Here is a 25167-nt window from a genome sequence, read left to right as displayed (position 1 = left end):
CGAAACAGGTAAATTGATCCGCTTCATGGCCTCTGTTCAGGGGAATGACGGTCAAATTGACTGGGTACGCTGATGTTGTCGCGTTAGGGCGTACCCGGCAAGGAGACTCAGGTGGATCTGATCGAAATGGCTAAGAAGTCCGGCATGCAGGTGCTGCTGGACGCGCAGATCGGCAGTCAGATGTATCACAGCGTCTGTGGGCCACTTTCAGCGTTGCAGCGTTTTGCGGATGAAGTCGGCAAGGCGCTGGCTGCGGAAGCGGCGGCGCAGACGGCTGATTCCGTTTCCGAGACCTGACCTGCCGCAGGCTCGCTGCAGCATTCAGGCGCGTTATCTGCTTCACGATCGCCGCGAGGGCGGGTGCGTCGGTGCGCCCGCTTCATGGGGTTATCGATCGTGGAGGGCTTATCGCGTTGACCGGCTGCCGTTCCAACGCTGACATGTGTGGACTGCGGCGCGTTCGCGCGTTGTGCCGTCTGCTCGCCGCTGCCGCCGCACTCTGTACCGTTTCGGTGACAGTCGCCGCTGCGCCGCCTGCCATCGCGCTACTCGACTGCGTCGTGATCGACGACAACGCGGCGTACAACGATGCCTCCGTCACCCAGGCGCAACAGGCGCGCGCCGCGATGGCAAGCACCGAGTTGCGCACGCGCGTCGACCAGCGCGGCCTGTACAAGGTCGCGGACAACCGTCCGGCGGCGGGGTTGATCGACGGCTTCACGAAGACGCAGGACATGAGCGCCTGCAACGGCTGCGAGCTGGAAATCGGCCGAAAGCTCGGCGTGCAACGCGTCGGCGTGTGCTGGGTGCAGAAAGTCAGCAACCTGATCCTCAACATCAATCTGCGCATCGAAGACACGGCAAACGGCCAGGTCGTATTCCAGCGCTCCGTCGATATCCGCGGCAATACGGACCAGTCGTGGCGGCGCGGGGTCGACGCGCTCGTCGGTCTGCTCGCATCAGAACCGGAAGCCGCGCATTGACCCGCGCGCTCCCATCGATTTCGGGAAAAACTCCCGGCCCTCCATGCTGTCATCCCGAGGCGCGATGCGCTAACTTGAGCCTGGGTGAATTTGCCCTTGCGGCACAACGAATATGGTTCGCGCGATTCGACGCGGGCCCGTCGAACAACACTCCGCAGGAGACATCGATGCATTGCACGACCAGACATACACGCATGGCGGTATCCGTCGCGCTCGCCGTGCTGCTTGGCGCGGGTATCGGCCAGGCATCGGCAGCGGCCGTCGCGTACGTGACGAGCGAGACGAATGGCGTCGGCGTGATCGACCTCGACCAGATGACGCTGAAGAAAACCATCGACCTCGGCAAGGACGGCCCGCGTGGCCTCAGCCTGACAGCGGACGGCAGCAAGCTGCTGGTGGCGAACAAATCGGGCGATCTGTCGGTGATCGATACGTCGACGGACAAGGTGGTCACGCGCGTGAAGATCGGCAAGAACCCGGAGTTCGTGCGCGTGCATCGCGGGTTTGCTTATGTGACGTATGAGCCTGGCCAGAACGGGCCGCCGCCGCAGGCGGTGGCGGCGAATCAGGGCGCTCAGGGCGCGGGCAAACCGGAAGGCAAGCCCGAACCCGGAGCGGGCGGCGGGCCGGGGAAGGGTCACGACGACGATGACGACGCGAACAGCCCGCCCGCCGAAGTCGCGATCGTCGATCTAAAGACGATGAAGGTCGTGCGCTCGGTGAAGAGCGGGCACGAGACGGAGGGTGTGGAATTTTCGCCGGATGGGCGCGAGCTGCTCGTTACCAACGAGGGCGACGACACGGTGTCGGTGTATCGCACCGGCACGGGCAAGCTCGTGCGCACGGTGAAGGTGGACAAGGGCTCGCGGCCGCGTGGCATCAAGGCGTCGCCGGACGGCAAGCAGTATGTGGTGACGCTTGAGAATACCAACAAGTTCGTCGTGCTCGACGCGGCGACGTTGAAGACACTGAAGACGGTTGATACGAAGATGGGTCCGTACGGCGTCGCGTTCGATCCCGAGGGCAAGCATCTACTCGTCGCCGCCGCGCGCGACAAGACCTTGCAGGTGTTCGATGCAAAGACGTACGAGCACGTGGCCGACGCGCCTGTCGGGCAGCGTTGCTGGCATTTCAGCTTCACGCCGGATGGGTCGAAAGTACTGATGGCGTGCGGGCGCTCGAATGCCGTGTTTGTGCTCGACGCGAAGACCTATCAGACGGTCGGGCAGATTGGCGACTTGCCGCTGGCGTGGGGTATTGTGACGTCGCCGCCGAGTCAGGGGTCGATTGAGTCGAGGTGAATGCTATTGTCGGCGACGGTCCAGCAAGAACAGGCGAGCCGTCGCAGACCGATAAAATTGCGGCTCACTTCCACGCATACCTCAACCCAACCCACACCCCGCGCGGCGCGCCGATCCCAAGAAACTGCTCATTGGTGACGCCACCCGGATCGAACGTATGGTTCGGGCCATTGAAGAAGTTCTCGCCGAGAATCGCAAAGTTCGCATAGTGCTTGTTCAGCAGATTCTTGACGGTCGCAAACACCTGAAGCTGCTTCGTCACGTTATACGTGGTGTCGAGATCGATCAGGAAATAACCGGCAACCGTGCCATTCACATCCTGATTGTTCTCGTCGCCGCGCGCGTAGATGCTGCCGCGATACGTGAGGTTCGTGCCGATATTCCACGCCGCGAACGGCGTGTAGTCGATGCGCAGCTTCACCGTGTTCTGCGGAATGCCGGGAATGTGGTCGCCGGGTTTCACCGTGATGTTGCCGTTCGCGTCCGCGCTCGAATTGCTCGCGCTGCTCTCGGTCCACGTCGACTGATACGTCGCGTCGATATAGCTATAGCTCGCGCTCACGCCAACCGGACCATACTTGGTGCGGCCCGCGACTTCGAAACCTTGCCGGCGCGTCTTGCCGACGTTCTGAAAGAACCCGAGTGAGCTCGCCGCGCCATTGCTGCTGACGAACTGGATATCGTCGTCGAGTGTCGCGCGATACAGCGCGGCGCTCCACGTCGTGTTGCTGCCGATGCGCCCGCGCGCGCCGATTTCGAACGTCTTCGAAATGACGGGCTTCAGCGACGGGTCTGCAATGAAATCGTTCGGCAGCGAGCAGGGCGCGTCCGGGTCCGCGCACGCCAGTTCGATCGAAGTCGGCGAGCGCATGCCCTCGTTGTAAGTGAAGTACGCGGTGAGCGTATCGGTCGGATTGTATGTAATGCCGACAGCAGGATTGAAGCGCGAAAACACATGGCGTCCATCCAGCAGCGGCTGCACGCCGCTCTCGTCGCCGATCGTCGTACGGGACCAGTTGTAGCGGCCCGCGAACGTCAACGCCCATTGATCGGTGAATGAGAACGTGTCGGTGAAATAGACGCCGTAGGTTTCATTGCGCGTCTTCGCATCCGTCGTCGATACGAACGGACCTGTGCCGATCGTCGCGCGTGTGTCGGTGAACGTCGCGTCTTGCGAGGATTGCGTGAAGTGCGTATTCGCGAGATCGGCGGCGACCCCGAGTGTCAGTTCATTGCGTTTGCCGAACAGGTTCTGCAACAGCGCCAGTTGCAGGCTGCCGCCGTAGCTCTGGGTGAACACCGTCGACTGCACGTTGGTGGCGGGCGGTGCAGCGTCGGGGTCATCGGGATTGAAGTCATTGTTCACGTTGCTGCTGACGTTCTCGTTGCGATAGTGACGATAGTAGAGCGTGCCGCTCAACTGCACGTTGGGCGTGAAATAGTGCTCGCCCGCAATCGTCAGATAGCCGACCGTGTTGTTGTTCTGATCGGGAAACGTGTACGCCTGGTTGCGGTTGTCGAGAAACGAGCGCGGAATCGTCTGCGAGCCGTCGAGCGTGTTGTCCGCGCCGCCCCCGGATATCGACAGCGTCGTGTCGGCATCGTGATAGCGCAGCTTGCCGAAAGCCTGGCGCAAGCGGCTGCCGTTGTGATCGGCCCAGCCGTCGTCGTTGGTCGCGTTCGCGGTGAAGTAGTAGTCGAGGTTGCTGCCTATCACACCGCCTTGCTGGATCTGCGCGGTCTTGCGCCCAAACGAGCCGCCGCTGATCTCCGCTTCGCCCCCGGCGAATTGCTGCCGTTCTTCGTCGTGATGGCAATCGCGCCGCCGAGCGTGTTGAGGCCGAAGGTCGGATTGGAACCGGGAATCAGCTGGATCGTATCGATCGCGGCCTGCGGGATCAGGTCCCAGTTGACGACGTCGCCGAACGGCTCATTGATGCGCACGCCGTCCATGAACACCGACAGCCCTTGCGGCGTGCCGAGCAGCGGCGAAGCTGTGAAGCCGCGATAGCTGATGTCCATCTGCGACGGGTTGCCCTGTGCATCGTTGATGTCGACGCTTTGCAGATTGGTCGCGAAGTAGTCGGTGAGCGTGTTCGGATGCTGCTGGTCGATCTCGCGGCCGCGGATCGTCTGCACGTTGGCGGGCACCAGTTCGATCGCGGTGCCGATGCCGATCAGCGGCGTTGTGCCGATCACGAGAATCGACGGCATTTCGGCTTCCTGCGTCGTGTTCTGCGCGGTCTGCTGGACGTCGACGGCCGGTGTATCAGCGGGCGGCGGCGCGGCTTCCTGCGACCAGGCTGCCGCACACAGACTGGCCAATGCACTGCTGAACACCAATTGGAATGCACGCTTGCGAGGATGCAGACGGGCGCGTCGTGATTTGCGCCGTGAGGATTTCATCGTTGTCTTCTCCAGCAGTCTGTTTTAGCCTTGTTTCGGCGGCGCTTTCGCGAGTTGCGCATGCCTGTCTCTGTGTCGCTTCGCCGTTGATTGAAGCGTCGCATATCAAATGCGCGTAGTGCCCGGGAAGCTTTCCCGATTCTTTCGGGAGGCCTTCCCAAACCTGCAAAAAGCAATACGAAAAGCACCTGTTCGGTGAGTAGAATGAGTGACCGCTTCCATCGATACGCTCATGCCCGAAGCTCTCTCCTCAGCCAGACCGGCGGACCCCAGGCCGGACCAGCGGCAACCAGCAGGCAGTCGCGCGGATGCATCGGGCGCGGCGGAGCCCTCGCGCGCGCCGCAGCGGCCCGCGGCGGGGGAAAGCGCGGCCCGCGCCACGGAGTCGCGCTCGGTCGCGTGGCGCGACTTCATGTGCGTCGTCGTGTTGACGGTGATCGTCGGCGCGCTGTGCTCGACCTTCGATGTCTCCGAGCTCGCGTACCGGTGGAGCCGCCGCGCCGAGCGCTATCAGCTCGACGAACTGCCCGTCACGCTGTTCGTGCTCGCGGCGGGGCTGGCCTGGTTCTCGTGGCGGCGCTATCGGGATTCGCAGAAGGAATTGCGGCGCCGCCGCGAGGCGGAAGAGGAAGCCGCGCGGCTGCTCGCCGAAAACCGGCGGCTCGCGAGCCAGGGCATCGAGGCGCAGGAAGCCGAGCGCCGTCATCTCGCGCGCGAGCTGCATGACGAACTGGGGCAATACCTGAACGCGATCGCCCTCGACGCCGCGCGGATTCGCGACCTGTCGGCGCAAAACGACGAGGTGCATCGCGCGTCGCTCGCCGTGATGCAAAGCGCGGGTTTCGTGTATCGGCAGATTGGCGGGATGATCCGCAAGCTGCGGCCCATCGGCCTCGACGAGCTTGGCCTGCCGAGCGCGCTCGAACATTGCGTCGAAGGCTGGCGGGAACGGCTGCCCGACGCGTCGTTCAAGCTGACCATCGACGGCGACTTCGACGGCTTTACCGATGCGCTCAATATCACGCTCTACCGGTTCGTGCAGGAAGCGCTGACGAACGTGTCGAAGTTCGCGCGCGAAGCGAATGTCGAAATCTATCTGGTGAGAGCGCCTGCGAGCCGCGAGCGGGTTGAAGAAATCGTCGTCACGGTCGCCGACGATGGCCCCGGCGTCGATCTGTCGAAGCCGCGTATGGGGCTAGGGCTGATCGGCATGCGTGAACGCGTAGAAGCGTTAGGCGGCGAGTTTCATGTCGCCAGCGAGCCGGCGAGGGGCTTTCTGCTGTGCGCGCGTGTTCCGGCTCAACTCGGGCTGCCGGAGCCGAGTGCTTCCATCGATCCCGCCGAACCGAAAAGCTCATGAGGCGCGGCAAGCTCGGAGAACTGCAAACCGAGGCGCTGCGCGATCTGCGCGAGTTGCACGCCATTGTTCGCGCCGAACTTCTGCCGGATCGCGGACTGATGATTGGCAATCGTCTTCTGGCTCAGCCCGAGCCTTTCCGCGATCACGGGCAGCGTGTAGCCCTGCACGAGCAGGCGCAGCACTTCGAACTCGCGTGCGGACAACTGGCGTCCGGGCGGCCCTTCGCTGTACATCGTCCGTAGCGCGAGCGCATGCGAGACATCGGCGCTGAGATAGCGCACGCGCCGCGCGACGGCGCGCACCGCTTCGACGAGCACATCGGGCGCGCTCGCTTTCGTCACATAACCGCAGGCGCCTGCATCGAATGCTCGGCGTACGAAAAGCGTCTCTTCATGCACGCTGAAAATCAGCACGCGTGCTTCAGGCTCTCTCGCGAGCATGCGCCGCATCGCTTCGATCCCGCTCGCGCCAGGCAACGCGAGATCCATCACGACGACATCTGGCTGCAACGCGCAGAAGCGCTGATAAGCCTGCGTCGCGTCGGCCGCTTCGCCTGCGACGCGCACATCGGGACTTAGTTCGAGCAGCCTTCGGTAGCCTTCGCGCACGACGGCATGATCGTCGACGAGAAGCACGGAAATAGCGGGCGTCGTCATGATCGCGTTCTCTCGGTGTGAGGCGTCGCTGTCATCTCGCGCGGGTCGGCGCTGAGGCGTTTCGAGTTTGCGTCGTTGCGGAACGTGACGGGCTGTTCGTTCGGCGCCAGCGTTGCCGGACGTTGGGCCGCATTGCGCACGACGCGCACGACCTGCTCGTGATGCGGCGACTTGTCGCAGACGGGATCGGCATTGGCGGCGTCGAGCGTCAACAGATACGCCTGGCACCGGCAGCCGCCGAGGTCGATGGTCTTTTCGTCGCAGCTCCGGCAAGGCTCCTTCATCCATTCGAAGCCGCGAAAGCGGTTGAACGCGTCGCTGTCGTACCAGATGTGCTCGAGCGGCGTGTCCTTCACGTTCGGAAACGTGAGGCCCGGCAGCGAGCGCGCCGAATGACAGGGCAGTGCGGCGCCATCGGGCGCGACGCCGAGAAACACCGAACCCCAGCCGTTCATGCAGCGCTTGGGCCGCGTTTCGAAGTAGTCGGGCACGACGAAGAAAATCTTGCAGCGGTTGCCGATCTCCTTCCGGTAACGCTCGACCACGGCTTCCGCTTCTTGCAATTGCTCCGCAGTCGGCATCAGTTGCGCGCGGTTCGCGTGCGCCCAGCCGTAGTACTGCGTGTTCGCAAGCTCCAGATATTCGGCGCCCATGGCCAGCGCCATATCGATGATCTTGTCGACATGCGGCAGGTTGTAGCGATGCAGCACGCAGTTGAGCACCATCGGAAAGCCATGCGCCTTGATCGAGCGCGCGACGCGGTTCTTCAGATCGAAGGTGCGCGTGCTGCTGAGGAAGTCGTTGAGTTCCTGGGTCGAGTCCTGAAACGACAGTTGAATGTGATCGAGGCCGTTGGCCTTCAACGTATCGAGTCGCGCATCCGTCAGCCCGACGCCCGACGTGATGAGGTTCGTGTAGAAACCGAGGCTGTGTGCTTCGGCGACGAGTTCTTCGAGATCGTCGCGCATCAGCGGCTCGCCGCCGGAGAAGCCCAGTTGCGCGGCGCCCAGCTTGCGGCCCTGCCGCAAGACGTCGATCCATTGCGCGGTGCTCAGCTCGTCGCGATGGCTCGTGTAGTCGACGGGGTTGTAGCAGAACGCGCAATGCAGCGGGCAGCGGTACGTCAGTTCCGCGAGCAGCCACAGCGGCGGACCCACGCCGTTGCGCGCGGCCTGTTGCGCGTGCTCCTGTGCGGGTGTCGAAAGGTCGGTCATGCTGTTACTCCAGCCAGCCACGCGAGCGCGCGTGGTCGACGAAGGCTTCGACTTCGGGCGTCAGTCCCGTCGCATTGAACGCCGCTTCCAGCTCCGCGACGAGCGTCGGGATGTCGCGCGTGCCGTCGCAACGCAACAGGATTTGCGCGGCGCTCTGGTTCAGCTTCACCATGCCCTCGGGATACAGCAGCACATGCGCATCCTGCGCCGGTTCCCATTGCAGGCGAAACAGGCTGCTCAGTTTCGGGCCGCGTTTGTCCGTGGCTTGCGCGTTGTCTTGAGTGTTCATGCCGGGAACGCCTTTTCTATCGCATCGAGCATCGTCCAGAGAATGTCGAGCTTGAATTGAAGAATGTCGAGCGCGCGTTCCTGCTGCTCGCGCGTGCGGAAATGATCGAGCGTCACAGCAAGGCCATGCTCGACGTCGCGTTGCGCGAGCGAGATGCGCGAACGGAAATACGCCAGGCCTTCGGGCTTGATCCACGGGTAATGCCCGGGCCACGTCGAAAGCCGGTCTTTGTGGATCTGCGGCGCGAAAATCTCCGTGAGCGACGAGCACACGGCTTCCTGCCACGGCGCGCGGCGTGCGAAGTTCACATACGCGTCGACGGCGAAGCGCACGCCGGGCACCACATGTTCCAGCGACCACAATTCATCGCGCGACAACCCAACGGCATCGCCCAGTCGCGCCCACGTTTCGATCCCGCCTTCGTCCTCGCCATAGCCATCGTGATCGAGTATGCGCAGCACCCAGCGGCGGCGCGTTTCGCGATCAGGACAGTTCGACAGGACGGCGGCATCTTTCAGCGGAATGTTGATCTGGTAATAGAAGCGGTTCGCGACCCAGCCGCGAATCTGCTCACGCGTGCATCCGCCGCTGTTCATCTTCACGTTGAACGGGTGATGGATGTGATAAGCCTGTCCCTTCGCGCGCAACTGCGCTTCGAATTCTTCTCGGGTCCATGCCGGGCCGATGTCGCCTTTGAAACTCATCGATCGCGTCTCCGTATCAGTGGTCTGCTTTTGCGTTTGCATGTGCGCGGCTCATAGCTCGAACAACATCCCGTCGTGCGCGACTTCGATACCGTGCTGCGCGAGCGTGCGCCGCTCGGGGCCGTCGTCGATCAGGATCGGGTTCGTGTTGTTGATATGTATTAGCACCTTTCGCGCGTTGGGCCTATCGAGCGAATCCAGCACGTCGATCATGCCGCCGGGGCCCGTTTGCGCGAGATGGCCCATGTCGGCGGCCGTCTTTTTCGACAGGCCGAGTTCGATCATCTCGTCGCTGGTCCACAGCGTGCCGTCGACGAGCAGCAAGTCGGCACTGCGCATCGCATCGCGGATGTGCGGCTCGAGCACGCCGAGGCCGGGCGCATAGAACACGCGCTTGCCCGAACCGGGTACCGTGATCAGCAGGCCGATGTTGTCGCCCCGCTGCGGCGCCGCGCGATGCGGCGAGTAGGGCGGCGCCTTGCTCGACAGCGGCAGCGCCTCGATGCGCACGCCCGGCAAGGCGGCGATCTCCAACGGGCCCGCATCGAGCGCAATGGTGTGGCGTTCGACGCCGCAGTAGTGCGACAGGATCGATACGACGGGAAAACCCGTCGACAGGTCTTGCCAGACGGCATCCGTTGCATACAGCGGCAGCGGCGCGCTGTTTTCGCGCAGCATCAGCAGGCCGGTTACGTGATCGATCTGCGCGTCCATCAGCAACACGGCCGCGATGCCCGTGTCGCGCGCGTGGCGCGCGGGCTGCATTTCAGGGTTCGCGGCGATCTGCGCGAGGATATCGGGCGATGCGTTCACGAGCAGCCACGCAATGCCATCCACGCTCACCGCAATCGAAGACTGCGTGCGCCGCCGCGCCGTGATCGTGCCTTTGCGCACACCATCGCAATTGCGGCAGTTGCAGTTCCATTGCGGGAAGCCGCCGCCTGCCGACGAACCGAGCACCTTGACCTTCATCGTCCCCTTGCTCCTGAAAGAACGTGCAAAAACGCCTTTGAAACAGGCCTCGATTGATGAACGCCGCGCATCACGGCAGCATCCTGTGCAACAGCCCGTCGCGGTCGATCAACTGATGCTTGAGCGCGCCAGCGACATGCAACGCGATCAACGCAATGAAGATCCATGCGGCGATCTCATGAATGGTGAACCAGAAATGGCGTAACCCTTTGTCGTCCCAACCCCACTTCGGCAGCAGGAGTCCCCAGAAACGCGTGCCGTAGGTGTTGAACGACGAGCCGAGATAGCCCGTCACCGGCATCGCGATCATTGCTGCGTATAAAAGAACCTGCGTAGCGCTCGCGGCGGCGCGTTGCCACGCTCGCATCGGCGGCAACGGCGGCCTGCCGGATACCATGACAACTCCGATGCGCATCAGCACCAGCAGGAAAATCGTCAAGCCAAGCGACTTGTGAAAGTTGATCAGCACGGCCTTGAACGGCAGGCCGCGCGGCAGTCCGACCATATAGAGGCCGATGCCTAGCATCGCGATGATGCAGATCGCGATCAGCCAATGCAGCACGATCAGGGCGATCGGGAAGCGCTCGGGCCTCTCTCTGCCGCTGCGCGCGATATCGGTCGAGCGTGTCGCGTTCATGTCGGTTCCCTCGATCATTCGACGACCAGCAGTTCGCCGCGTCCATCGACTGCAAGATCGCCCGCGTAGCGTTGCGGCGGCGTGCGGGCGTCGAGTGCTGCAAACGGCGCGAGGCGTTGCCCAATGGCGCTGCTTACGGCAGACGCCGCATCGCATTCGGCCTTGAGCGCGCGCGCAAACAGCGACCAGAACACGTCGAAGCCCCGTCCCCCCGTCGTGAAAGTGGGCGGGATGCGTTCAGGCCGTTGCAACATCAACAGCGTGCCGCGTCGCATGCCGTAACCATAGTGTGCGCCGATGCGGCCCGCAATGCCGATCGTCCCGGCAACGATGCGCGAGGCTGCGTAATCGCCCGCGTCGCCGCCTATCAACAGCGTGCCGCGCCGCATCCGGTCGCCAAGACGCCCGCCCGCGTTGCCCGCGACGATCAGCGTGCCGCCCGTCATGCCTTCCATGCCTCCGGGCAGCGCACCGGCTGCGAAGTCGCCGCAATCGCCCGCGACGACGAGCGTTCCGCGGCGCATTTCGCAGCCTGCGAAATGGCCTGCGTCGCCGGCGATGTCGAGTGTGCCGCCCGTCATGCGCCAGCCTGCGTAATCGCCAGCGCTGCCCCTGATGCGCAGACTGCCTGCGTCGAGCCGCGCGCCGAGCCGGTCCAGCCAGCTTGCGTCGCCTTCGATCACGAGGCGCGCATCGTCGCCGCTCGAAGCGACGGCTACGTCAAACAGATCGCCGATGGCGCAAGCGTCGTTGCCCGCAGGCAGCATCCGCTGCGCAATCTCCGCGCCCGACAGCGCGGACAAGGCGGATGGCAACAGCGGCGAGCCATCCACACGAAAGCCCGGCGCGGTTTTCACGCGCAACGTGATCGTGCTCATGTCGCGCCGTCCGTGGGGTTGTTTTTTGGGCGCTGCACAATGCCCGCAGCCAGTTCGTGCAGCTTGAAATGGTAGGGCCCGAGCTTGCCGCCATAGTTCCCGGCGGAAATGCGCACCACGCCCTTGTCCGCTGCGGAGGCCGCCTCGATGCCTGCCGTCATCGCCGCGCCGACGTCCGCATCCGTCAGTCCGTCGATCACGATCTCCAGCACGCAGCCCGTTTGCGCATCGAGTTCGCTGCGCTGCGACAAGCCGGTGAGCGTCGGGCAGAACGCATCGTTGGTCGACGCGACGGCGCCTTTGTACTTCGAGCCGATCTTCGATCCCGACCGCACGACACCGCCCGGAAACGGCGTAATCACGTTCGCGAGTCGGTGCATCGCGGCGACGGCGGCTTCCGCGCCCGCGAGCGCGCTATCCAGATCGCGCGCAAGCAGCAGCAGGTTGCCGCCACCGACGGCCTTGACCGTCTGCACCGATTCCTCGCAGACGAATTCGCCGTCCATCACGGGCACGCGCCAGTAGCGCACGCCGCCGAGGACTTTCGATATCTGCCAGCCGTCGCCGAAGAAACGCAGCGACCCGCCAAGCGGCGCAACGTCGGATAACGGTGCGCGCGTCGCCGCGGGATCGATGCCGTTGTAGACGGCCGTGGTCGGGCAGGTCAGCACGCATTGGCCGACGCGCCGCGCGATCTGCTTCACCAGTTCCTTCGACGACACCGCGAAAATCAGCACCGAAATGCCGGGGCGGCCATCGGGCGTCGCGTCGGCGGCGATCTCATGCTCGATGCCCGCTTCGCAGCCGCAGTCGATCACCGAGGTGGCGAAACCCGTCAGCGAATCGGCGGCTGCGCGCGCCCAGCGCGGCGTATGCGCGGTGATGACGAGACGCGTCGCCTTCATCGGGAAGGCCTCAGCGAAGGTGTCGTCGATCAGGGTGTCGTTGATTTGCATCGCCCGTCCGCCTTCATGCTCACGCGAGGCACGCGACGGGCAGCAGCCTCCCGCCGCGACAGCATGCGCAGATTTCGTCGTCGCTGATCGCGGCGTGCGCGAAGTTCGTCGCCAGATTCGCTTCGCTGTACTGGCGCAAGGTCCTTTCGATGCTCCTGTCGTAGTCCGGCGATACGAAGTGAATACCGCCCGTCGGCGTCGACACAAGGTTGCCGTCGCGCGCGACCAGTTCGCCGTCCTTGAACACATAAGCGGGCGACGTGAACATCCGCTCGCGGTCCGCGTCGTCGCGATACACGGCGATGTCGGCGGCGGCGCCCGGCGCGAGATGGCCGCGATCCTTCAGGCCGAGCAGGCGCGCCGGGCCGGCGCGCGTGATGATCGCGATGTCGTACAGCGAGAACTCGCGCGTCAGTTCCGGCAGCGCGCTCGCGACCTTCGCTTCCGGATGCAGCCGGTCGATCTGCGCGTCGCGGAAAGGCTTGTCCATCAGCAGGCGAATCAGATGCGGATAGCTCGTGAACGGGCCGCCGTTCGGATGATCGGTCGTCATCGACACGCGCCACGGGTCGTTCACCAGCAGGAAGATTTCGAGGCCGATGATCCATTGCAGCGCATTCACATAGCTTTGCTCGCGATAGCGGAACGGCACGATGCCGCACCCAGCATCGCATTCGATATCGCCGACGATCCACTTGTGCGGCCGTGCGAGCGGCGCGTTCTTGAACTGCATCATCGTGTCGCCGGAAGCGGTCACGGTCTGCCCGAAAATGATCTGTCCAACGTCGATCGACACATTGGGCCGTGCGTTGACGGCATCGGCAATCGCACGCGCGCCCGACGAGAACTTGCGCGGGCCTTCCGTGCCGTAGCTATGAAACTGAATGTGCGTGAGATGAATGGGCAGGCCGTCGGCGGCGTCCATCGTTGCGATCGTCGAATCGATATTGCCCGGCACGCCCAGGTTGCTTGCGTGAACGTGCAGCGGATGCGGCACGCGCAGTTCCGTCAATGCGCGCGTCAGCGTGCGCAACACGTCGCGCGGCGTGATGCCGTAGTGCACGTGCGCTTCGTCGACATCGAGCGAACGCTGGTTGAACTTGAACGCCGAGATACCGCCCGGATTGACCACCTTCACGCCAAGCGCGCGGCTCGCGTGCATCGTCCAACCGACGTAATCGCGTACGCGCTCAAAGTCGTCTTTCGCAGCGAGCATCTGCAGCAGCAGTTCGTCGTTGCCGAGCATCACGTAGGCGCCGTGATCGATGATCGGCGTGTCGCCCATTTCCAGATGCGCGTGACGTGCGTTCGACGCGATCATCGCTGGCTCGAAGGCCGCCGTGTAGCCCATTTCCGCGTAACGGTAGCCCGTGGCGAGCGTGCCCGGCGCGCAGACGCCGCACGACGGCATGCGCAGATAACGGCCCCGTTCGTCCTGCACGGCTTCGTACGATGCATCGCGCGGCGCGTCGTCGCGATGATCTTCGGGCAACAGCAGCCGCGACAGGTTCGTCTTGCCGCCGCCGATGTGCGAGTGCAGATCGATGCCGCCCGCCATCACGATCATGCCTTGCGCGTCGTAGTCGCGATCGGCGGCGCCGTCGGCGGATGCATCGACGATGCGGCCATCGCGGATATAGATGTCGCGCTGCTCGCCGTCGACGCCGTTCGCGGGATCGTAGACGCGGCCGCCTCTGAGTCGCGCGATGCTCATGCAGGACTCCGTGTCTGCGCGGCGCGTGCCGCGAGCGCGTCGGCTAGATGCGTCGCGATGGTTGCAACGGTTGGCAGCGCAACGTGCCGCGCCGCATGCAGTGGCACGACGACGGACGTATCGACGCGAAACAGATGGCCATCGCTATCGATGCCGGGCGTCGCGACGGGAATGAAGATCGTCTTCGCGCTGCGTGTTTGTGTATCGAGCGCAGATCCAAGCGCAGGCGTGCCGAGCACGATCACAGGCGTGTTCGCGTCGAGCGTAGACGGCAGCGGATGCGGGTCGAAGCTCGCCGTCCACAGCAACACATCCGCTTCGCCCGCAGCGAGCAGACGGTCGGTGCGATAGCGATAAGGATCGTGGTCGAGCGGCGGCGTGCCCGGTAGCCGGCCGGGCTTCGACACGCGCGTCCGTAGCGGAAAGCCCGACAGCCACGTGATTGTCTGGTTGACGCTCAGCACGCCGTCCGCACCGCCAAGCGTCAGGACGCCTGCGCGGCTCGTTCGGTTGATCGCCTTGACGATACGGTGCAGCGCTTCGATCAGCAGCGCTGCATGCGGGTGAGGCAGCGCAGCCGGCTCGATCACGAACGCCGTGTAGCGCGCTTCGGCGATGCGCGCCATCAACGAAGCGAGCGCCGTCGTGATGCCCGCGCCGTCATCGAGCGATTCGGCTTTGCGGCCTTCGGCAAGTGCCGACCAGAGCGCGAGCACGTCGTGCGGCGAAGCGTTGGCGAGTATCGACGCATTACGCGTGTCGCTAGCCTGGCTGGCAGCGGGATCGATGTCGCAACAGACGAAACGGATATCGCGCTGCATCGATGTGCCGCTCGCAATGCGCTCGTAAAAGCGCGGATGCCGCGCAGCAGGTTCGCATGAGAAAACCACCAGCAGATCGGCGCGTGTGCGCACTTCGGACAAGGTCGTGAAGAACGCGCCGCGATCCTGCAGCGCAAGTGTCGAGGCGCTCAGTGCGTCGCCATGCAGCGAATCGAGGATCGCGCCGCAACCGGCAGCGAGCGCATAAAGAGCGCGCGCGCCGGCGATGTCCGTCGCGCAGCCACCGAAGAGCGGCCGGCGCGCCTGCGCGAGCACGGCGGCGGCTGCGTCGAGTGCGATATCGAGTGAGACCGGGGAGCCGTCGACTACCGGCGAGCAGACGTTGTCGCTGGCGTCGTAGCGGGTCAAGGCATCGGCGAGCCGCGCGCATTGCGTGTCGGGCGCGGCGAGCGTCTGAGCGCCGGAGAGATGCGCCTCGATGTCGTCGCACAGCAACGGGCAGAAGGGGCAGGTCCAGTCGTGAGTTGTCGAAACGGATGGCAATGGCCCATCGGCGGCCGATGTCGCGTTGACATGCGTGACGGGGGACGTGGACTCGTGCATAAGACCCCGACCAGCAAGGTCCGTGCCGATTTCGTTGTTGCCGCGTGGCGGCCTTGCGCCAGCACGGTCGCCGGCATTTCGATGTGAGCGCGCAGGGAAACGACCCGCTGCGTCGAACGTGAACACCTCATGAGCGGCCCAATACGTCCCGCCCCGCGACAGGCCACGCGCAGCACAGTATGTGCTTCGCGCTGCAACAGTGTGTCACTTGAGGACAGTGCGCGGCCCACTGCGCATGCGAGCCGCGCCGTTGCTGCAACGCGGATTGCGTGGCATGGATATTGTTTCGCGGATCACGCTGCAGCGTCTGAGCGCGTTGCGTCTGCGGTGCGAAGCCTGCCGTCATGAAGCGCCGATGCGATCAGCCATGCATGTGCGCCGCTGCGTGCCGCTGCATCGAGATCGTCGCGATGGCGGATGCCGCCTGCGCCGATGATCGAACGCTGGCCCGCCTGCGCGTGGATCAGGTTGAACGTATCGAGGTCGGGGCCGGCGTCGGCGCCGACCTGATCGAGCGTCATCACGATCACGCGCGACGGCCACGACGCGGCAGAACGCAGTGCCTGCGCGAGTTCGGGGCCGCGATCAGCTGACGGCCGCGATGATCGAGCGACAGGATGGGCGCGTAGCCCGCCGCTTCGGCTTCGCGCAGCGCGTCGAGCGAGCGCAACGATTCGGAGCCGAACACGGGCACGATGCGCGTTTGCGCGGAGCCGGTTGCAGCGACGATGCGCGAGAGATGGGCAAGCATCGACGGGAAGTCGGCGAAGCCCGCGTCGAGCCAAATTTCGAACGGGCCGCTGTGTGGCCCGATATGCGCATGCGGATGCGCGAGGCTCGCGGCGAGCGCGGCCAGCGTCGACGGGTCGGCTTCGCGCGACATGATCGCGCCGAGGTCCGCCACGTACAGCGCGGGCGCGGCTGTCGCGGCAACGAGCGCGCGGGCGACGGGCAACGGTTCGCTCGTTGCGCACAGCGATGACTGAATGGGCCGATAGTTCGCGCGGTCGCCGCGTATCGCGCGCACTGCGTGGCCGTCGAGCAGATCGAGAACCGGGATTACCTGCATGCGGAGACGTTCCTTGATGAAGCTCTGGGTTTATGAGTATCTCACTGGCGGCGGCATCGACGCGCAACTCGCGGGCAGCAGCAGCCTCGCGGATCTGAGCGCGTTGGTCGTCGAAGGGCGCGTGATGCGCGATGCGATTGTCGGCGATCTGCGGCAGCTCGACGGCGTGCAGGTCAGCTTTGCGAGTTCGCGCTTCGAGCATGTCGCCGAAGACGTTGCGCATTGCCGCGCGAAGCCGGGCGAATCGATGCTGGAGTTCGTTTCACGGGCCGCTCGCGAGCACGACTACGCGTGGATCGTCGCGCCCGAATGCGATGGCCTGATGCTCGATCTCGCCGACGCCGTCGGTCCCGCGCGCTGGATCGGCTGCACGAAGGAAGCGATCGCGCTCGCGTCGAGCAAGCGTGCGACGGCGGCGCGGCTCGCGTCGCACGGTATTGCGGTGACGCCTGCGCTCGAACCCGCGCAGGTCGATCCGCGCACTCAGCACCGCTGGGTCGTCAAGCCCGACGACGGCGCGGGCGGACTCGATACGTTCGTGTTCGACGACGCCGACGCGGCACGCGCCGAATATGCGGCGCGGTGCGCGGCGGACCGTGAAACGGTGTTGCAGGCGTGGGTGGACGGCGACGCGCTGAGTTTGTCGCTGATCTGCGATCAAGCGGGCGCGACGCTCGTCAGCATCAACCGGCAGAGGATCGACGTGGCGGCGCCCGTGGCGGGCCATGCGGGGCAGGTGGTCGGCTTCGACGGCGTGGATATCGACCGCATCGATCGCGACAGCGCGCAAGGCCGCACGCTCGACGCGCTCGCGCAGCAGGTCGCGGCGTCGCTGCCCGGCTTGCGTGGGTTTGCTGGTATCGATGTCGTGTGGCATCCGGTGCGCGGCCCGGTCGTGATCGAGGTGAACCCGCGCGCGACCGTCGCGTATGCCGGCTTGTCTGCGCGGCTCGGACGCAATCTCGCTGCCGACGTGCTCGCGGCACACGGCCTGCGGGTTGCGCCGCGCTTACGTGATTCGGCGTCCGGCAGCGCAACGGGCGCGAAGTTTTCCGCATGCGGAGCGGGATCATGAGCGCGTCCGCGTCTGAGATTGCCGGGCCTGCGGTGTTCGGCTGGGACGTCGGCGGCGCGCATGTGAAGGTGTCGCGCGTCGATGCGGACGGTGTCGTCACCGATATCGCGCAATGGGCGTGTCCGCTATGGCAAGGGCTCGACCATCTGCATCACGCGATCGATTCGGCGGCTGAACGTTGGCCCGATCTCACCCACGCGAGCGCACGTCACGCGGTGACGATGACGGGAGAAATGGTCGATCTGTTCGCCGACCGCGAGCATGGCGTGCGCGCGCTTGTCGATGCGCTGGCTACGTGGCTCGGCGCCGATACAGCGTTTTTCGCAGGCGCTTCCGGCTGGCTGGATGCCGCGCAGAGCATCGCGCAATGGCGGGCCGTCGCGTCGGCGAACTGGCTGGCGACGGCGCAACATGTCGCGACCCGCATGCACGATTGCGTGCTGATCGATATCGGCAGCACGACGACGGACATCGTGCCCGTTGCCGACGCGCGTGTCGCGGCGCGCGGCGTCAGCGACGCGACGCGCCTCGTGACGGGCGAACTGGCGTATCACGGCGTCGTCCGCACGCCGTTGTGCGGCATCGTGCATCGGATCGCGTTTCGTGGCGAGACGGCAGGCGTGATGAACGAATGGTTCGCGACGAGTGCCGACATTTACCGGCTGACGGACGAGCTGTGGCCGCCGCACGACCAGCATCCGAGCGCCGACAATGGACCGAAGACGATCCCGGCAAGCTGCGCGCGGCTCGCGAGAACGATCGGCCGCGATGCGGGCGACGCAACTGAGGACGAATGGCGCGAGTTCGCGCACACATGGCGCGACGCGCAATTGCGCGCGATCAGCGCGAGCTTCGAGCAGGTGTGCGCGGCGCATCCTTCGCTGGCGCGTGCGCCCGTCGTCGGCGCGGGATGCGGGCGCTTTTTGGCGGCGGCGCTGGCGAAGGCCCACGCGCGCGATTACGTGGATTTCGTCGCGTTCACGCAGATAGCGGGCAACGCGCCAGCGGACGCCGCCGAATGGATCGCGACATGCGCGCCGAGCGTCGCCGTTGCATGGCTGATGACGGCGAGGAGGCGGCAACAGCACGCCGCGTGAAGCGGCCTGCAACGGGTCTGCGACGCGCCGGGCGCAGCACCATTGATGCGCGCGCGGCTTGGGCAGCACAGACTCGCGATGGCGCGGCGAGCGCAGGGCGGACGCGGACGGGCGGCCCCTTGCGGCTGTCGGGTACGCCGCCGTGAGATCGAACGAGAGCGAGGTAACGGACATGTGGGTGGTGAAGATCGGGGGCAGCCTGAGTCACGACCCGTCGCTGCGGGACTGGCTCACGCAGTTGTGGGAGGTTGGCGGCGGACGCGTGGTGATCGTGCCGGGCGGCGGGGATTTTGCGGACAGCGTGCGCGTGTATCAGCAGGAATGGCAATTCGACGATCTTGCCGCCCACAACATGTGCCTGCTCGCGATGACGCAGTACGCGCTGATGATGCAGGCCGTGCTGCCAGACCTGGTGCTTGCGACCAACGAGGAACTGATCCGTCGCGCGCTGCGCAAGGGCAAGGTTGCCGTGTGGATGCCCGTGAGCCTGATGCGCGTCACGCCCAACTCGATGACCAACTGGGACACGACCTCCGACAGTCTCGCCGCGTGGCTGTCGACGTCGCTGAACGCCGAGCGTCTGATGGTGGTGAAGTCGTGCCCGGTCGGCGCGAACGTGCCGCTCGGGACGCTCGCGTCGAACGGCGTGATCGACGCGAGCTTCGTCCACTATGTGAAAGAGGCGAATTATGAAGTCGAGCTGTTCAGCAAGACGGACGTCGCGCTGGTACGCGAGCGGCTGTTGAACGCATCGGCCGTGTGAGCGCGCGATGGCGCACTTTTTACACGGCAGCCGTGGACGCGACGGGAGCCGCGTGATGCAGCGCGTCGGCCCATTGCGCGACGCGTCGCGGATCGAGGCGCGAGGTGCGGCCGTTCTCGCATAGCGCGGTGCGAAAGCCGGCGACATCGGGCGCGAGCGCGCGGATCGCGTCGAGTTGCGTCCAGCCGAGCGATCCGGCGATGCACGCCATTGCGCCCGACGCGCGAATCGTCGCGATGTAGCGGGCGAGCGTTGCGCGGTCGATGCAATCGAGCAGCGTGCGGCCCGTCTTGCCTGCCGTATCGAACACGATGCCTGCGAAGCCGAGAGAGATGGCATGCTCGACGAGTTCTGCATCGACACCGTCGTCGCACAGCAGCACGGGCAACACGTTGGCGTGCAAGCCAGCAATGCGCGTGAGGCAGTCGCGCGCGTGCGGTCCCGGCACGACGCCGACTTTGACGAAATCCACGCCCGTCTCGCCGACTTCATCGACGCGTGCTGCGATGGCGTCGAGCGCATCGGGCGGCAGGTCGCCGATTGTCGCGCTGATGGGTTTCACCGGATAGCGCGAGCGCAGTGTGCGCGCGATGCGCCAGATGTTATCGATCGACACGCCGCCGAGCGCGCCTTCGAGGGGTTCCTTCAGATCGATGAGGTCGGCGCCGGCGCCGGCTGCGTCGAACGCTTCTTCCGCTGAGCGGACGCTTGCGAGCAATGCGGTCATCGAGGTCTCCGTCAGGACGAGTGCGGTGCGGTTTTTTTGTCGGCTGCGTCGCCGGTTGTGCGGAAGCGTTCTACTGCTGCTGTGATCCATTGCCATGCGGTGAGTTCGTCCGGGCCGGCCGTTTTGTCGATGGCGATTTGAAGGTAGGCCATTTCGCGGTCGATCTTGTCGGCGGGCAGCATGAAAAGCCGGCTCACGAGGATTGCGCCTTCTATTACCGCAGCCTGGGCGCGGTTGAAGCCTGTGAATGGGGCGTGGTTTTCTGTGTGCACGCAGCGCATGTGCAGGACTGGACGCTGTGGGTCGTCTTCTGTGATGTGGTCGAGGGTTAGCTCGGTGTGGGCTAGTGATTCTTTTAGCCTGAGGCTGGGGACTTTGGTCGCCGGGCTTGTCGGCCAGTCGCGTTGGGTGCCGGTTACACAACCGGCGAAGATGCGGACATCGGTTGTGAAGTTGATTACCGCTGCGCGGGTGGCTAGCACGTTGTCCAGGGTTTTCGATGGCCTGAAAGGGGCCAGGATCGTCAGGCCGTTTTCGTCGTGACGAATGCCCATCGGGGCGGTGTGGGCGACACCGTCGCTCGTGCATGTTGTGATGATGGTTTCGTGGATCATCATTTGGGTTTTTGCCTTTGGCGGCAGGCAGTTTTGTGGTTTGTTTGTTGTTGCGGTGGTGTTCGTGTTCCGGTCTGGTTCTTTTGGCTTTGCGCTGGCATCCGGTTTGGTTTTTTGGGCCTTTGCGGTGGCATCCGCGATTTGTTAGCTTGCTTCAAGCGTCGCCCCTGTGCGGGCGGCACCTACTTTTCTTTGCCGCCGCAAAGAAAAGTAGGCAAAAGAAAGCGGCTAACACCGCCAATTCTAGTTCCTGCCTGAGGGCCCCAACCGGTCCCACACTTCAAACGGCAATCACGTGACCCATGTTCGTTGCCAACGCTCAGAATTGACGCCTCACCCGCTTCACGCACCCGCGTCGCAGCAGGCCGTGCCAGGCATTCCTCCGCCGCCCAGGTGGCAAACTGTGTGTAGGCTTTCGCGCCATAGGCGCATCACTCCGGACTGAGAAGCAAGTTTGGTGTTTCTGGTAAGGGCGGTAACCTGTGCGGTATGACAACCTACACACAGTTTGCCACCTGGGCGGCACAAACCATTCGCTGCCGCCAGCTCGTGTGCGGGTATCTGAAGTGGGTGAGGCTTCTGTTCGAAGCGTTGGCGACGAACGCGAACAGAAATGTTGCCGGTTGAAGCGTAGGACCGGTTGGGGGCCCTCAGGCAAATACAAGAACTGGCGGTGTGAGCCGCTTTCTTTTGCCTACTTTTCTTTGCGGCGGCAAAGAAAAGTAGGTGCCGCCCCGCACAGGGGCGACGCTTGAACGGCAAACACGTAACGCGGATGCCAGCGCAAAGCCAAACACACCGCCCAGCGACACTTACGCCGCGAAAGCAAAAAAAACAAAACCGCTTGCGGCATCGCACAAAAAACAAACGGGGCCGGCCCGGCAACAAACGCCAAAACCGGCCCCGCACGGGCTATCACCTTGTGGCGATATACATCGTAATTTCAAACCCGAAACGCATGTCGGTATATCCAGGGGTAGTCCACTGCATGTTCGTCCTCCTTTAGCAAATGAAGAAAACAAAACGGCGGTCCCATTGCGAAAAAAGCACCCACGTGCACGCACGCAAAAGCCCAATCGCCTCGGCCCATGTTGCTGATGCAACTGTCGTACCAGTTACAGCCCTACGGGGAAGGGCGCGCCGTTTACGCGCCTTACTGTAGCGGAACCGCAGCAAAGTGTTCCACGAGCCGATAACCCATTGTGGACGCATTTTGCATCGCGTGCACGCGTGTTAACGGATCGCTTAAGCCTGCTGAAAAAAATCGTGAATTCACTTCATCCGGCTCGCCGCCTACATTGACCTGCAAGGCCGGCGACTTTCGATGCACGCCAGCTCCCCACCCCCAGGCGTGCGCAGCACCAGAGGCGCGCCGCGATCCATATCGAGGCAGCGCGATGAACGATTTCAGCAAGGAAGCCGTGAAGCCCGCAGGCAGCGAAAGCACAACACAACGCTCGCGCTATTCGGCGGGTGTCCTCAAATATCGCGAGATGGGCTACTGGCAGCCGGACTACACGCCAAAAGACACCGACATCATCGCGCTGTTCCGCATCACGCCGCAGCCGGGCGTCGAGCCCGAAGAAGCCGCCGCCGCCGTGGCGGGTGAATCGTCGACGGCTACCTGGACCGTGGTCTGGACCGACCGCCTGACCGCGTGCGACATGTACCGCGCAAAAGCGTTTCGCGTCGATCGCGTCCCCAACGCCAGCGAGAGTGAACCGCAGTACTTCGCGTTCATCGCCTATGACCTCGATCTGTTCGAGGAAGGATCGGTCGCGAACCTGACGGCTTCGATCATCGGCAATGTGTTCGGCTTCAAGCCCCTGAAAGCGCTGCGGCTCGAAGACATGCGCATCCCCGTCGCGTATCTGAAGACCTTTCAGGGCCCGCCGACGGGCATCGTCGTCGAACGCGAGCGGCTCGACAAATACGGCCGTCCGCTGCTCGGCGCGACCGTCAAGCCGAAGCTCGGGCTGTCGGGCAAGAACTACGGGCGCGTCGTCTACGAAGGCCTCAAGGGCGGCCTCGATTTTCTGAAGGATGACGAAAACATCAACTCGCAGCCCTTCATGCACTGGCGCGACCGCTATCTGTTCGCGATGGAAGCGGTAGCCCGCGCGCAAGCCGAGACGGGTGAACTGAAGGGCCATTATCTGAACGTGACGGCGGGCACGATGGAGGACATGTACGAGCGCGCCGAATTCGCGAAGGAACTCGGCTCGTGCATCGTCATGATCGATCTGGTGATTGGCTGGACGGCCATTACGTCGATGGGACGCTGGGCGCGCAAGAACGACATGATCCTGCATCTGCATCGCGCAGGGCATGGCACGTACACGCGGCAGCGCAATCACGGCATTTCGTTTCGTGTGATCGCGAAGTGGCTGCGCATGGCGGGCGTCGATCACGCGCACGCGGGCACGGCCGTTGGCAAGCTGGATGGCGATCCGCTGTCGGTGCAGGGCTATTACAACGTGTTGCGCGAGTCGCACAACCCCGTCGATCTCACGCGCGGCCTCTATTTCGACCAGCCGTGGGCGGGCTTGCGCAAAGTGATGCCCGTCGCGTCGGGCGGCATTCACGCAGGGCAGATGCATCAGTTGCTCGATCTGTTCGGCGACGACGCGATCCTGCAGTTCGGCGGCGGCACGATCGGCCATCCGTCCGGTATTCAGGCGGGCGCGACGGCGAATCGCGTCGCGCTCGAAACGATGGTCAAGTCGCGCAATGAAGGCCGCGACATCGCCAACGAAGGCCCCGATCTGCTCGAAGCGGCCGCGCGTCATTGCACGCCGCTCAAGCAGGCGCTCGATACATGGGGCGATATCACGTTCAACTACACGCCGACCGATACACCCGATTTTGCCGTCACGCCGAGCGTGGCCTGAGCCAAAGAACGCCGTACCCGCCGAATCCGAACAAGGAGCCAGCCATGCGTATCACCCAGGGAACGTTTTCTTTCCTGCCCGACCTGATCGACGACGAAATCCGCCTGCAGATCCAGTACGCGCTGAGCCAGGGCTGGTCGTGCTCGGTCGAATTCACCGATGACCCGCATCCGCGCAACACGTACTGGGAAATGTGGGGCCTGCCGATGTTCGATCTGCGCGACGCGGTGGGCGTGATGATGGAAGTGACGAGGTGCCGCGAAGCGTATCCGCAGCACTACATCAAGGTGAATGCGTTCGATTCGGTGCGCGGCTTCGAGACGATGCGGCTGTCGTTCATCGTCAACCGGCCGGATGTGGAACCGGCGTTCGTGCTGGGACGCCAGGACGACCGCTCGCGTGTGCAGCGCTATTCGCTCACGACGGTGCGCGCCGCGCCACGCTAGCGGCGACACGCCGGTAGAGCGAACCAGAACACGAACAGGGAGACATCGTCATGAACGCCGTCGTAACGGAGCCACTGGCGCAAGAGGAAGCGCAAGCGCCGCGAGTCGACTTGCTCGCGCTTTTTCGCGAGTCGGGCATCGCCGATGTGCTCGACGAACTCGACCGCGATCTGGTCGGCCTCGCGCCCGTGAAGACGCGCATCCGCGAAATCGCCGCGCAACTGCTCGTGGGCCGCGCGCGTGAAGCGCTCGGCATCGAAAGCGGCGCGCCAACGCTGCACATGTGCTTCAGCGGCAATCCCGGCACGGGCAAGACGACCGTCGCGCTGCGCATGGCGGACGTGCTGTTCCGGCTCGGTTATATCCGCCGCAATCATCTGGTTTCGGTGACGCGCGACGATCTGGTCGGCCAGTACATCGGCCACACCGCGCCGAAAACGCGCGAAGTCCTCAAGCGCGCGATGGGCGGCGTGCTGTTCATCGACGAAGCGTATTACCTGTATCGCCCGGAAAACGAGCGCGATTACGGGCAGGAGTCGATCGAAATCCTGCTCCAGACGATGGAGAACCAGCGCGACGATCTCGTCGTGATTCTGGCCGGCTACGCCGCGCGGATGGACACCTTCTTTCGCAGCAATCCGGGCTTTCGCTCGCGGATTGCGCACCATCTGTCGTTTCCCGACTATGCACCCGACGAACTGCTGTTGATCGCCGAACGCATGCTCGACACGATGCATTACCGGTTCGACGCCGACGCGCGCCGCGCTTTCGAGGACTACCTCGCGCGGCGCGTGCGTCAGCCGAACTTCGCGAACGCGCGCTCGGTGCGCAACGCGCTCGACCGCGCGCGCCTGCGCCAGGCCAATCGCCTGTTCGCACACGCGCTGGGCGGCGGCGCGAGCGCCGATCCCGCCGCGTTGACGCTGGTGAGCGCCGCCGATATCCGCGCGAGCAGCGTGTTCTCCGAATCAGGCGGCGCCGAGACGGAACCCGGCGCCGCGCCAGAATTCCCCACTTCGTAGGAGAGCAT

General features: G+C 64.3%; 23 protein-coding genes and 2 pseudogenes. 10 read left to right on the top strand and 15 right to left on the bottom strand.

Going from position 1 to position 25167, the window contains the following annotated elements; genetic code table 11:
* Positions 1-111: 111 nt before the first annotated feature.
* The 3 genes from H1204_RS32585 (at position 112) to H1204_RS32575 (ending at position 2284) form a co-directional block, all read left to right on the top strand.
* A complete protein-coding gene (locus H1204_RS32585) occupies positions 112-297 on the top strand; it encodes a hypothetical protein (RefSeq protein ID WP_007576887.1) in 186 nt (61 codons plus the stop codon).
* Between the two features lie 215 nt (positions 298-512).
* Positions 513-983: a DUF3280 domain-containing protein gene (locus H1204_RS32580; RefSeq protein ID WP_346015774.1), complete on the top strand. Its 471-nt coding sequence runs from the start codon at positions 513-515 to the stop codon at positions 981-983.
* Positions 984-1150: 167 nt separating this feature from the next.
* Positions 1151-2284: a cytochrome D1 domain-containing protein gene (locus H1204_RS32575; protein ID WP_180734644.1), complete on the top strand. Its 1134-nt coding sequence runs from the start codon at positions 1151-1153 to the stop codon at positions 2282-2284.
* Positions 2285-2348: 64 nt separating this feature from the next.
* Here the strand turns inward: H1204_RS32575 and H1204_RS32570 are convergent.
* Positions 2349-4690 (bottom strand): annotated as a pseudogene (locus H1204_RS32570) (TonB-dependent receptor).
* A gap of 412 nt (positions 4691-5102) precedes the next feature.
* Between H1204_RS32570 and H1204_RS32565 the strand changes: the two are divergent.
* A complete protein-coding gene (locus tag H1204_RS32565; protein WP_180735114.1) occupies positions 5103-6050 on the top strand; it encodes a histidine kinase in 948 nt (315 codons plus the stop codon).
* Here the strand turns inward: H1204_RS32565 and H1204_RS32560 are convergent.
* The 11 genes and pseudogenes from H1204_RS32560 to H1204_RS32510 all read right to left on the bottom strand — a co-directional run bounded on the left by H1204_RS32560 (position 5990) and on the right by H1204_RS32510 (position 16524).
* Entirely contained in the window at positions 5990-6706 is a 717-nt protein-coding gene (locus H1204_RS32560; protein ID WP_180734643.1) for a response regulator transcription factor, read from the bottom strand. The two genes, H1204_RS32565 and H1204_RS32560, sit on opposite strands and share 61 nt — an antisense overlap.
* Positions 6703-7920, bottom strand: coding sequence for a pyrroloquinoline quinone biosynthesis protein PqqE (gene pqqE / locus H1204_RS32555; RefSeq protein ID WP_180734642.1), 1218 nt, complete (start codon positions 7918-7920; stop codon positions 6703-6705). The genes H1204_RS32560 and pqqE overlap by 4 nt, the downstream gene beginning before the upstream one ends.
* 4 nt (positions 7921-7924) lie before the next feature.
* Positions 7925-8209 carry a pyrroloquinoline quinone biosynthesis peptide chaperone PqqD gene (gene pqqD / locus H1204_RS32550; RefSeq protein WP_180734641.1) on the bottom strand — a complete coding sequence of 95 codons (285 nt, stop codon included), beginning with the start codon at positions 8207-8209 and terminating at the stop codon, positions 7925-7927.
* Positions 8206-8913 (bottom strand): pyrroloquinoline-quinone synthase PqqC, encoded by a 708-nt coding sequence (gene pqqC / locus H1204_RS32545; RefSeq protein ID WP_180734640.1) that lies wholly within the window; start codon positions 8911-8913, stop codon positions 8206-8208. The genes pqqD and pqqC overlap by 4 nt, the downstream gene beginning before the upstream one ends.
* Positions 8914-8964: 51 nt before the next feature.
* Positions 8965-9885: a pyrroloquinoline quinone biosynthesis protein PqqB gene (gene pqqB / locus H1204_RS32540; protein WP_180734639.1), complete on the bottom strand. Its 921-nt coding sequence runs from the start codon at positions 9883-9885 to the stop codon at positions 8965-8967.
* A gap of 70 nt (positions 9886-9955) precedes the next feature.
* Complete coding sequence (locus H1204_RS32535) at positions 9956-10522, bottom strand: cytochrome b (RefSeq protein ID WP_180734638.1); 567 nt, start codon at positions 10520-10522, stop codon at positions 9956-9958.
* Between the two features lie 14 nt (positions 10523-10536).
* A complete protein-coding gene (locus H1204_RS32530) occupies positions 10537-11400 on the bottom strand; it encodes a formylmethanofuran dehydrogenase subunit C (RefSeq protein ID WP_180734637.1) in 864 nt (287 codons plus the stop codon).
* Positions 11397-12356: a formylmethanofuran--tetrahydromethanopterin N-formyltransferase gene (gene fhcD / locus H1204_RS32525; RefSeq protein WP_180734636.1), complete on the bottom strand. Its 960-nt coding sequence runs from the start codon at positions 12354-12356 to the stop codon at positions 11397-11399. Before fhcD ends, H1204_RS32530 begins: the two co-directional genes overlap by 4 nt.
* A gap of 19 nt (positions 12357-12375) precedes the next feature.
* A complete protein-coding gene (locus H1204_RS32520) occupies positions 12376-14070 on the bottom strand; it encodes a formylmethanofuran dehydrogenase subunit A (protein WP_180734635.1) in 1695 nt (564 codons plus the stop codon).
* Positions 14067-15455: a formylmethanofuran dehydrogenase gene (locus H1204_RS32515; RefSeq protein ID WP_180734634.1), complete on the bottom strand. Its 1389-nt coding sequence runs from the start codon at positions 15453-15455 to the stop codon at positions 14067-14069. Before H1204_RS32515 ends, H1204_RS32520 begins: the two co-directional genes overlap by 4 nt.
* 293 nt (positions 15456-15748) lie before the next feature.
* Positions 15749-16524, bottom strand: a pseudogene (locus H1204_RS32510) (HisA/HisF-related TIM barrel protein).
* 16 nt (positions 16525-16540) lie between these two features.
* On the opposite strand from H1204_RS32510, the gene H1204_RS32505 reads away from it, so the two are divergent.
* The 3 genes from H1204_RS32505 to H1204_RS32495 all read left to right on the top strand — a co-directional run bounded on the left by H1204_RS32505 (position 16541) and on the right by H1204_RS32495 (position 19459).
* Positions 16541-17599: an ATP-grasp domain-containing protein gene (locus H1204_RS32505; RefSeq protein WP_180734633.1), complete on the top strand. Its 1059-nt coding sequence runs from the start codon at positions 16541-16543 to the stop codon at positions 17597-17599.
* The gene (locus H1204_RS32500) at positions 17596-18696 is read left to right on the top strand and encodes a hydantoinase/oxoprolinase family protein (RefSeq protein WP_180734632.1); all 1101 of its coding nucleotides are present in this window, start codon (positions 17596-17598) and stop codon (positions 18694-18696) included. The genes H1204_RS32505 and H1204_RS32500 overlap by 4 nt, the downstream gene beginning before the upstream one ends.
* A gap of 172 nt (positions 18697-18868) precedes the next feature.
* On the top strand, positions 18869-19459 hold the full coding sequence (locus H1204_RS32495) for an aspartate/glutamate/uridylate kinase (protein WP_007576919.1): 591 nt from the start codon (positions 18869-18871) through the stop codon (positions 19457-19459).
* A 19-nt stretch (positions 19460-19478) separates the two neighbouring features.
* Here H1204_RS32495 and H1204_RS32490 read toward each other — a convergent pair whose 3' ends face one another.
* The 3 genes from H1204_RS32490 to pqqA form a co-directional block, all read right to left on the bottom strand.
* Positions 19479-20186, bottom strand: a complete 708-nt coding sequence (locus H1204_RS32490) for a (5-formylfuran-3-yl)methyl phosphate synthase (RefSeq protein WP_180734631.1) — start codon at positions 20184-20186, stop codon at positions 19479-19481.
* An 11-nt stretch (positions 20187-20197) separates the two neighbouring features.
* Positions 20198-20800: a DUF447 domain-containing protein gene (locus H1204_RS32485; RefSeq protein ID WP_180735113.1), complete on the bottom strand. Its 603-nt coding sequence runs from the start codon at positions 20798-20800 to the stop codon at positions 20198-20200.
* A gap of 915 nt (positions 20801-21715) precedes the next feature.
* Entirely contained in the window at positions 21716-21790 is a 75-nt protein-coding gene (pqqA, locus tag H1204_RS32480) for a pyrroloquinoline quinone precursor peptide PqqA (protein WP_007576927.1), read from the bottom strand.
* Positions 21791-22197: 407 nt separating this feature from the next.
* Between pqqA and H1204_RS32475 the strand changes: the two genes are divergently transcribed.
* Genes H1204_RS32475 through cbbX form a run of 3 tightly spaced genes read left to right on the top strand, consistent with a single transcriptional unit; the run spans position 22198 to position 25159 of the window.
* Entirely contained in the window at positions 22198-23691 is a 1494-nt protein-coding gene (locus H1204_RS32475; RefSeq protein WP_180734630.1) for a form I ribulose bisphosphate carboxylase large subunit, read from the top strand.
* A 44-nt stretch (positions 23692-23735) separates the two neighbouring features.
* On the top strand, positions 23736-24137 hold the full coding sequence (locus tag H1204_RS32470) for a ribulose bisphosphate carboxylase small subunit (protein WP_180734629.1): 402 nt from the start codon (positions 23736-23738) through the stop codon (positions 24135-24137).
* Positions 24138-24187: 50 nt separating this feature from the next.
* Positions 24188-25159, top strand: coding sequence for a CbbX protein (gene cbbX, locus H1204_RS32465; protein ID WP_180734628.1), 972 nt, complete (start codon positions 24188-24190; stop codon positions 25157-25159).
* The last annotated feature ends 8 nt before the right edge of the window (positions 25160-25167 follow it).

The sequence above is a fragment of the Paraburkholderia sp. PGU19 genome (assembly GCF_013426915.1).
In the GTDB taxonomy this organism is placed as follows: domain Bacteria; phylum Pseudomonadota; class Gammaproteobacteria; order Burkholderiales; family Burkholderiaceae; genus Paraburkholderia.
This window is presented reverse-complemented; position numbering and strand designations above follow the sequence as displayed.

Coding starts and splice junctions, on each gene's coding strand:
- H1204_RS32575 (WP_180734644.1), top strand. CDS start 1,151: ATGCATTGCACGACCAGACATACACGCATGGCGGTATCCGTCGCGCTC.
- H1204_RS32565 (WP_180735114.1), top strand. CDS start 5,103: ATGTGCGTCGTCGTGTTGACGGTGATCGTCGGCGCGCTGTGCTCGACC.
- H1204_RS32560 (WP_180734643.1), bottom strand. CDS start 6,706: ATGACGACGCCCGCTATTTCCGTGCTTCTCGTCGACGATCATGCCGTC.
- pqqE (WP_180734642.1), bottom strand. CDS start 7,920: ATGACCGACCTTTCGACACCCGCACAGGAGCACGCGCAACAGGCCGCG.
- pqqD (WP_180734641.1), bottom strand. CDS start 8,209: ATGAACACTCAAGACAACGCGCAAGCCACGGACAAACGCGGCCCGAAA.
- pqqC (WP_180734640.1), bottom strand. CDS start 8,913: ATGAGTTTCAAAGGCGACATCGGCCCGGCATGGACCCGAGAAGAATTC.
- pqqB (WP_180734639.1), bottom strand. CDS start 9,885: ATGAAGGTCAAGGTGCTCGGTTCGTCGGCAGGCGGCGGCTTCCCGCAA.
- H1204_RS32535 (WP_180734638.1), bottom strand. CDS start 10,522: ATGAACGCGACACGCTCGACCGATATCGCGCGCAGCGGCAGAGAGAGG.
- H1204_RS32530 (WP_180734637.1), bottom strand. CDS start 11,400: ATGAGCACGATCACGTTGCGCGTGAAAACCGCGCCGGGCTTTCGTGTG.
- fhcD (WP_180734636.1), bottom strand. CDS start 12,356: ATGCAAATCAACGACACCCTGATCGACGACACCTTCGCTGAGGCCTTC.
- H1204_RS32520 (WP_180734635.1), bottom strand. CDS start 14,070: ATGAGCATCGCGCGACTCAGAGGCGGCCGCGTCTACGATCCCGCGAAC.
- H1204_RS32515 (WP_180734634.1), bottom strand. CDS start 15,455: ATGCACGAGTCCACGTCCCCCGTCACGCATGTCAACGCGACATCGGCC.
- H1204_RS32505 (WP_180734633.1), top strand. CDS start 16,541: ATGAAGCTCTGGGTTTATGAGTATCTCACTGGCGGCGGCATCGACGCG.
- H1204_RS32500 (WP_180734632.1), top strand. CDS start 17,596: ATGAGCGCGTCCGCGTCTGAGATTGCCGGGCCTGCGGTGTTCGGCTGG.
- H1204_RS32495 (WP_007576919.1), top strand. CDS start 18,869: ATGTGGGTGGTGAAGATCGGGGGCAGCCTGAGTCACGACCCGTCGCTG.
- H1204_RS32490 (WP_180734631.1), bottom strand. CDS start 20,186: ATGACCGCATTGCTCGCAAGCGTCCGCTCAGCGGAAGAAGCGTTCGAC.
- H1204_RS32485 (WP_180735113.1), bottom strand. CDS start 20,800: ATGATCCACGAAACCATCATCACAACATGCACGAGCGACGGTGTCGCC.
- H1204_RS32475 (WP_180734630.1), top strand. CDS start 22,198: ATGAACGATTTCAGCAAGGAAGCCGTGAAGCCCGCAGGCAGCGAAAGC.
- H1204_RS32470 (WP_180734629.1), top strand. CDS start 23,736: ATGCGTATCACCCAGGGAACGTTTTCTTTCCTGCCCGACCTGATCGAC.
- cbbX (WP_180734628.1), top strand. CDS start 24,188: ATGAACGCCGTCGTAACGGAGCCACTGGCGCAAGAGGAAGCGCAAGCG.